We start from the raw sequence: 1,423 nt of genomic DNA on the forward strand, positions 1-1,423 counted from the left end.
GAAACGGCGATAAAACAAGATGAAGCCACATGCCAGTGGTTACGCAATCAATTGGCAACGATTCAAACTGAATTGGATGCTTTTATCACATTCGTTAATGAACACCTTGTTTACCATGAAAGTGATGGTCCAGATTTAATGTCGAAGATCCAGAAGCTCAAACATTTGATAAAGGTTAAACCATGATTACGGTTCAAATAGAGATGTGTGGCTTTGGGATTAAACGGCGTTGGGAGTTTGGAGATCCGCGCCGTGCGCCAATTACAGTTTTAGAAATGGGCTTCATTAAGGTTTGTAAAATGCGTGGTGATAGTAAACTGGTTGAGTTCATGAGGGGTTATGCAGACGACAAAGAATTCAACTGGCATCCCAAAGTACGCATTGCACGTAGAAAAGCAGAACGTAAAGCCTATTCGTACTATGACAACCACTACAAACAGCAGATTAGAGAACTTTTCGATCGCCAAAATGTAGACCGTCAAAAACAATATGAATTGGAATGCCAAAACAAAGCGTTATTGGCTGTTATTGAACTTAAAAAAGAACAATCGTAGGTATATACCATGACGGGAATTGAATATTTTCAGAAGTATGGCTGGAGTCACGCCGTCCAGTCCGTTAGTCGAATTCCAAGTGAATACAACGAATATTCACCAGATCTCAAAACTGTTGTTGTAAACGGCAACTTTCGTTATGCGATGGCTGCGGAAATCAGCAAAAAGAAAACTGAAGTCTATGTTACTGAGCTCAAACAAATCATTGAGAGTGAAAAGCTACTAGAAGACTTCTTTAACTTGAATCTGGTTGGTATAGAAAAAGGCTTAAGTAATGCTAAGCGTGAAATGCAAGACATGGAAGAACAGGGGATTGTTGAATTCAACCATCGTTTTGATGACGACCTGACTTGCACCACGGAACGCATGAAACTTGCCATCGCTCAAATAGACCATCTTTATCAAAACAACATTACAAAAAGTGAGTAATGCCCATGTTAGAAATGTTCCAAAATCAAACCATGCGATATATCTCTATTGCCATTGGCGTGATTAGTATCTTTATATTCCTATACCTACTTAAACTCGGTGAGGGGCTTGTCATTAGCCTTATGGTTGCTGTGTTCATATGTGGTTTGAGTTTATTCAAACTGAAAAACTACTATGAAAAAAATAACCCATACATCAATGCAGAACACCTTGCTTGGCTGTATGGTGAATTGCAAGAATATGACCAGGATCTATTCACAACTGTCAGCAATCTGACCAAGAGTACTGGACGTTTAGAATTGAGCCAGCTTAAATCAATCCGTAACCGCTATGCTTCTTCCATGAACGAAACTCAACTACAAGCATTGGCCAGTGAACATACTGAAGAAAGCAAATATCGCTTAGACCAGTACAACTACTCAATTTATGTGATGGATGAA

The 1,423-nt window shown here is 39.3% G+C and carries 3 protein-coding genes and 1 pseudogene; all 4 read left to right on the plus strand.

Features of this window, described 5'->3' with window-relative positions; genetic code table 11:
* Positions 1–186, plus strand: a pseudogene (locus PV763_RS17200) (hypothetical protein); the annotation flags it as partial.
* Entirely contained in the window at positions 183–554 is a 372-nt protein-coding gene (locus tag PV763_RS17205; protein ID WP_420938262.1) for a hypothetical protein, read from the plus strand. The pseudogene PV763_RS17200 and the gene PV763_RS17205, both read left to right, overlap by 4 nt.
* A 9-nt stretch (positions 555–563) precedes the next feature.
* Positions 564–983, plus strand: a complete 420-nt coding sequence (locus PV763_RS17210; protein ID WP_000145713.1) for a hypothetical protein — start codon at positions 564–566, stop codon at positions 981–983.
* A 5-nt stretch (positions 984–988) separates the two neighbouring features.
* Positions 989–1,423 (plus strand): hypothetical protein (locus PV763_RS17215; protein ID WP_420938263.1); only part of this gene is annotated, 435 nt, incomplete at its 3' end.

This window comes from Acinetobacter sp. AS5 (genome assembly GCF_048957595.1).
GTDB lineage: Bacteria > Pseudomonadota > Gammaproteobacteria > Pseudomonadales > Moraxellaceae > Acinetobacter.

Excerpts from the sequence above, each read along its gene's own strand:
- PV763_RS17205 (WP_420938262.1), top strand. The coding sequence starts at position 183 with ATGATTACGGTTCAAATAGAGATGTGTGGCTTTGGGATTAAACGGCGT.
- PV763_RS17210 (WP_000145713.1), top strand. The coding sequence starts at position 564 with ATGACGGGAATTGAATATTTTCAGAAGTATGGCTGGAGTCACGCCGTC.